Genomic DNA, 5,361 nt, shown 5'->3' with positions numbered 1-5,361 from the left:
CCCTTTCCTGTAGTTATTCCTATACGCGTTGTTAACTCTTGTACAAAGTATAACATCGGAACTAATATTAAGTTTACTAATATTAATTTATACCCCCATTGTGCCCCTGATTGAGCTGCTGTAATTATTGATCCTGCATCAGTATCTGCAAGCATTACTGTTATTCCAGGTCCCATTGCAGCTAATAGCATAAAGAAGTTTCTTTTTCTTCTTTTTTGCACTAGGATGTCTTCTCCTTGAAGCTGTGTCATATTTTTCTCCTCCAATATATTTAAATTTAATTTTTTACTTTGATAATTATTATCACTTGCTTATAATAAGCCTATTGATACTTACTGTCAATTAAAATGCTGTACATTTAATAGTATATCCATATACTCTATTAAACATTTATTTTATTCACTTTACAGTTACATTTTAAATTAAATTTAAAATTTATGTATAAATTGTTACTTTTATGTGTATTTTATGTTATTATATATCCATAACTTAATTTTTTTATAAAGGGGATTAATAAATATGATTATGAATTTTGAAAAATATAAAAGAAACTTAAAGGAAAATACTACTTTTGCACCTGGCTTAGAGGCTCTTTACTCACACTTAGATAATGTTTATGCAAATCAAGAACCTATTAGCTATAACTTACTTCATTTACCAACTAACTTATTTTCGAACAAACATTTTTTAAGTGGTTTTTCTATCTATAATAGTACAAGTCATTCAGAGCATAATCATATTATAAGCTTTGGGTTCTCTGAGCTTTATGCAAATGAACATTACTTTATGAGAGAGAAGTCTAAATATGGATATGAAGTAACATTAAGAATTGATAATGCAAAAATAGAAAAAGCTGAAAGCCTTATGCTTGCTATAAATACAATTTATAAGTATATTAAAGAAACTAGCTTTTCTTTAGAAGAAAATACTTTTTTTGATTATAGAGAAGCTATCGATGAAAATTCTGACTTTGCTGGATTTATTATTGTTAAAGATGAGTTTTCTTCTTTAGATACAGTTCATGGAAGTGTTGATTTCTTACAACTTTACCCAATTGATAGTTATACTCTATCAACTTTAAAAAGTTGTAAATTTAATCTTTCAGATATTATATCTATTTTAAAAGAGGACAATCCTTTACTTATTATAAAATAAATAACATAAAAGAAGATAGCTTCCTTAGTAAATGAAGCTATCTTCCTTTTAATTTAAAAAATATATGTCTCTCTTATTTAAAACATTAACTCCTATGCTTTTATAATATTCTACTACTTTTTTTTCTATCTCTTCTAAAGGTAATGTTTCTTTTTTGTCATCTCTAAAAATATCTTTATATAACTTTTGTATATTTTCATTTATTTCAAATTCTTTTTCTAATATAACTTTTTTTAATTTATTAGAAAACATTATGTCAAAATCATTTTGCATCTTTACTTCAACAAATGCTTCTTCTATTGATTTTATATCTGGATAATCATTCTTTATAAGAATTAATAATTCTTCCTTTTTTTCCTCAATTTTTATATCCTTGTTTTCATTACAGTTTAACTTATAATTCTCTTCTACCCAGAAATTTAAGTTTTCTTCCATTTTATTTAAATAATCTTTTATATTTTTTTCTCTAAACTCTCTATATTTAAGAGTGAATAATTGTAAAAAGATTTCTTCTGATTTTGCTTTCATAAAATACCTCTTCTATTATTACTTCTATATATTTTATTTCTATATTTCTATATTAGAACAATTAAATATATTATCTTTCACGTATAATTATTATATACATATATTTATTTTATAGTATATTTATTGAAAAAAAACTATTAATTATAATAAAAAATATTATTTGACAATTATTATTCTTAGCATTATAATTAAATCATAGTAAATAACTAAGAATTAAAAGTGAGGTTGATTTTTATGAAAAAAGATTTTGAAGATTTTGATCAAATTTTAGAGGAAGAAAAAAACGTAGATCCTACAAATCCTTGTGATCCATCTAATCCTGATTATCCTTGGGTTCCTTGTGGATTAAACGATAAAGAAAAGCATGATTCTAAATAATTACCACTTTAACTTTATACACATTTTATAGAATTTAAAACTTTTTGTTTTAAATTCTATTTTTTTTATTCTTTTTATTTTACGTGATATACTTTAAATATACATTTAACAATTTTTTCCTTGTTTTTTATTAAAATATCTCAAAAAGAGTATTTTCATTAAATACTCTTTTTTTAGTTAAAGCACCATTTTAGGTGCTTTTGTTATTTCTAAATTTTCTTTCTCCATGTTCCCTTTCTAAATCTTATTTATTTCGCAAGATTATATAATGCTTCTGTATATATCTCTGTTCCTAACATTAAATCACTTATATTCATATATTCATTTTTATTATGTGCTATTCCTTTCTGTCCTGGAAATGATGGTCCAAATGCTACTATATTTTTAAACACTTTTGCATAAGTTCCTCCTGTTGTTGTAACTGGTGTTCCATCTAATCCTGTTACTTTTTCATAACTTTCCTTTAGTAAATTTAGCATTTCAGAATCTTTATCAAACAAAACCGAATCCATTCTTCTATTTTCTTTTATTTCATATTCCTTTTTGCTTATTTTATAAACACGCTCTAATATATCTTCATATTTATACATAATTGGATATCTAAACACAACTGAAACTCCAAGTTTTCTATTTTCTTCTTCTATTTTATATGGATTTATTATAAGCTTACCTGATACATTATCTTCAAATTTTACTCCATCTCTATCTAAATTATGATTTTCATGAAAGTTATAAACTATAAAATTTAAAAATTCTTTTAATTCTCTTGAATACTCATTTTCTTTTAACCTATTACATAATTTTGTTACTGCATTTTCTCCTACTTCTGGTGTATTTCCTGGAGCACTTTGCCCTTTTTCTTTATATATTTTTCCATCTATATTTATTTCACAATTACTTGAAACTACATTATTTACAAACTTTCCATCTACATTTATCTTTTCCTTTATTATTTCACTCCATATAGTTAAATCTAAAATTCCACGTTCTCCATATATTACTGGAAATTTGCAATCTGGTGTAAATCCCATTATAGGTAATTTTTCCTCTTTTAAGTAATATGGGATGTCTTTAAATCCTGTTTCTTCATTTGTTCCAAATATAATTCTAATTCTTTTAGATAATTTTAAGTTCATATCTTTTATTATTTTCAATCCATAGAGACAACTCATTATAGGTCCTTTATTATCTAAAACACCTCTTCCATATATTTTATCTCCTTCTATTGTAACTCTTAATGGATCATAGTCCCATCCTTCCCCTACTGGTACAATATCTAAGTGCCCTAGTGCACATACATATTCTTCACCTTCACCATATTCTACATACCCTATAGCATTATTTATATTTTTAGTTTTAAAACCCATTTCTTTTCCTATCTCTAATGCTACCTCTAATACTTTTTTAGGTTCTTCTCCAAAAGGTGCATCTGTATCTTCTATGCCTTCTATACTATTTACTCTAACTACTTTATCTATACTTTTTAAAAGACTTTCTTTTTCCTTTCTAACTCTTTCTTTAAACATTTTTCTCCCCCTCTATATGGTTTAACCCTAAGTAGATTTTAATCTCTTAGGGTTTTTTATTTTAATCAAATGTTATTGGTTCATGTATTCTTTTTAAATACGCATCTAACCATTCTTCACTTGCTTTCTCATATTCTGTTATACCATTTTGTTGCTTTTTACATACATATACTGTTGGCTCTTCATCTTCAGAAATTACTGAAAAAGAAAATCCTTCAATGTTTGTAGAAACTCCCCATTCACCTTTATTATTTAAAGCTACTAATGAAAGGTCTCCAGCTTTTCCTCTTTTTTTAGTTAGTTTTTCATGTAATTCCATAACTGCCTTATCACAAGCTTCTTGTGGATGCATTCCATCTTTCATTAATCTAACTATTTCATAAGAAATACAACCTTTCATTAAATCTTCTCCAAGACCTGTTGCTGATGCCCCACCAACTTCACTATCACAATAAAATCCTGAGCCTGAAATTGGAGAATCACCTACTCTTCCTGGTCTTTTCATAAATAATCCACTAGTTGATGTTCCTGCTACCATTTTTCCCTCTTTATCAACTGCAATCATTCCTACTGTATCATGTCCATTGTATGGACTTAGTCCTCTTTCTACTGTTTCTTTATATTTCTTTTTGTAGTGTAATTTTGCTCTATCTGTTAGCATATTTTGTCTTTCAAAACCTTCTTTATGTGCAAATTTCTCTGCACCTTCTCCAACTAAGAAACAATTAAATCTTTCTTTACTTAACCTTCTTGCTATACTTATAGGATTTTTAAAGTCTTTAATTCCTCCAACTGCTCCTATTGAAAGTGTATCTCCATCCATATATGCTGCATCTAACTCTACTTCACAATTTTCATTTGGAAGACCACCATATCCTACTGATTTATAAAAAGGAAAATCTTCTACACATTTTATAGCTTTTTCTATTGCATCTCCTGCAAAAACACCATTTTCTAAATCTTTTCCGGCCTCTGTTATCCCCTCAACAGCCATTCTCCATGTTGCTATCATTGCCCATTTCATATTTTATACCCCATTTCTTTTAGTTTAAAAACAAACTTTACTTTTAAATTCATCTATATTTTCATTATTTGCAAGTTTACTTGCCATTTCACATATATTTTCTATTGATTTGTTTAATCCTACTCCACCTTTTTTTGGTGTTTTTACTATTATTATTTTATCTTTATATTTCTCTTTTGCAGGATTTTCTTCTGACATTGCTGCAAAAGCTTTTACATCTGAATTTTCATTTATTGCTTCTGTTATTCCTCCAACCATTTCTCCAAAGTTTGGATAATGAAGTGCTGGTCCACATATAACAACCTCTGCACCTAACTTTTTAGCCATTGCTGTAAATTTTTTTAAAACTTCTTCTTTATTTTCGCTGTAGTATTTATCACCACAATAAAGAGTTCCCTCTATTTTAAGTCCTAACTTTTTAAAGTATGGCTCCATCATTTTTCCTGGTCCTATTACTGATTTTTTTCCACTTGGTTTTAAATCAGCATTTTCATCACTTCCCATACCGGCTTGTACATGATTCATTATTAGTACTATTTTTTTCATTTATTTTCTCCTATCTTAAAAATCTAAATTATCAAAATCTATATCATCATCCTCATCTTCTTTAGCTGCTGCAAGTTCCTCTTCTTTTAAATATTGATTATCTATTGCTTTAATAAATGGAATATATAATATTACTCCAAGTGCCATTAATAATATTTGAAGAACTGAACCTTGCCACCCTGATACTAAGAAACCTGAAATAAC

General features: G+C 26.9%; 7 protein-coding genes and 1 pseudogene. 2 read left to right on the top strand and 6 right to left on the bottom strand.

What is annotated here, in order from left to right:
• A partial coding sequence (locus ACRDDY_RS13465) for a divalent metal cation transporter (protein ID WP_438565457.1) occupies positions 1–251 on the bottom strand: 251 nt, incomplete at its 3' end.
• A gap of 268 nt (positions 252–519) precedes the next feature.
• Here ACRDDY_RS13465 and ACRDDY_RS13460 point away from each other — a divergent pair.
• On the top strand, positions 520–1,155 hold the full coding sequence (locus ACRDDY_RS13460) for a suppressor of fused domain protein (protein WP_438565456.1): 636 nt from the start codon (positions 520–522) through the stop codon (positions 1,153–1,155).
• Positions 1,156–1,203: 48 nt separating this feature from the next.
• Here the strand turns inward: ACRDDY_RS13460 and ACRDDY_RS13455 are convergent, their stop codons facing one another.
• Complete coding sequence (locus ACRDDY_RS13455; RefSeq protein WP_438565455.1) at positions 1,204–1,683, bottom strand: hypothetical protein; 480 nt, start codon at positions 1,681–1,683, stop codon at positions 1,204–1,206.
• 234 nt (positions 1,684–1,917) lie between these two features.
• Between ACRDDY_RS13455 and ACRDDY_RS13450 the strand changes: the two genes are divergently transcribed.
• On the top strand, positions 1,918–2,061 hold the full coding sequence (locus ACRDDY_RS13450) for a hypothetical protein (RefSeq protein ID WP_438565454.1): 144 nt from the start codon (positions 1,918–1,920) through the stop codon (positions 2,059–2,061).
• A gap of 248 nt (positions 2,062–2,309) precedes the next feature.
• On the opposite strand, the gene ACRDDY_RS13445 is transcribed toward ACRDDY_RS13450, so the two are convergent.
• The 4 genes and pseudogenes from ACRDDY_RS13445 to ACRDDY_RS13430 form a co-directional block, all read right to left on the bottom strand.
• Entirely contained in the window at positions 2,310–3,587 is a 1,278-nt protein-coding gene (locus ACRDDY_RS13445; RefSeq protein ID WP_438565453.1) for a Sapep family Mn(2+)-dependent dipeptidase, read from the bottom strand.
• Positions 3,588–3,648: 61 nt separating this feature from the next.
• Positions 3,649–4,611: a N(4)-(beta-N-acetylglucosaminyl)-L-asparaginase gene (locus ACRDDY_RS13440; RefSeq protein ID WP_438565452.1), complete on the bottom strand. Its 963-nt coding sequence runs from the start codon at positions 4,609–4,611 to the stop codon at positions 3,649–3,651.
• 24 nt (positions 4,612–4,635) lie between these two features.
• On the bottom strand, positions 4,636–5,157 hold the full coding sequence (locus ACRDDY_RS13435) for a GrdB-related putative oxidoreductase (protein WP_438565451.1): 522 nt from the start codon (positions 5,155–5,157) through the stop codon (positions 4,636–4,638).
• A 15-nt stretch (positions 5,158–5,172) separates the two neighbouring features.
• Positions 5,173–5,361 (bottom strand): annotated as a pseudogene (locus tag ACRDDY_RS13430) (PTS cellobiose transporter subunit IIC); the annotation flags it as partial.

Source organism: Clostridium sp. (assembly GCF_051656525.1).
In the GTDB taxonomy this organism is placed as follows: Bacteria; Bacillota; Clostridia; order Clostridiales; family Clostridiaceae; genus Clostridium.
Note: the sequence above shows the minus strand (reverse complement) of the source record. Positions and strands in the feature narration are given on the sequence as shown.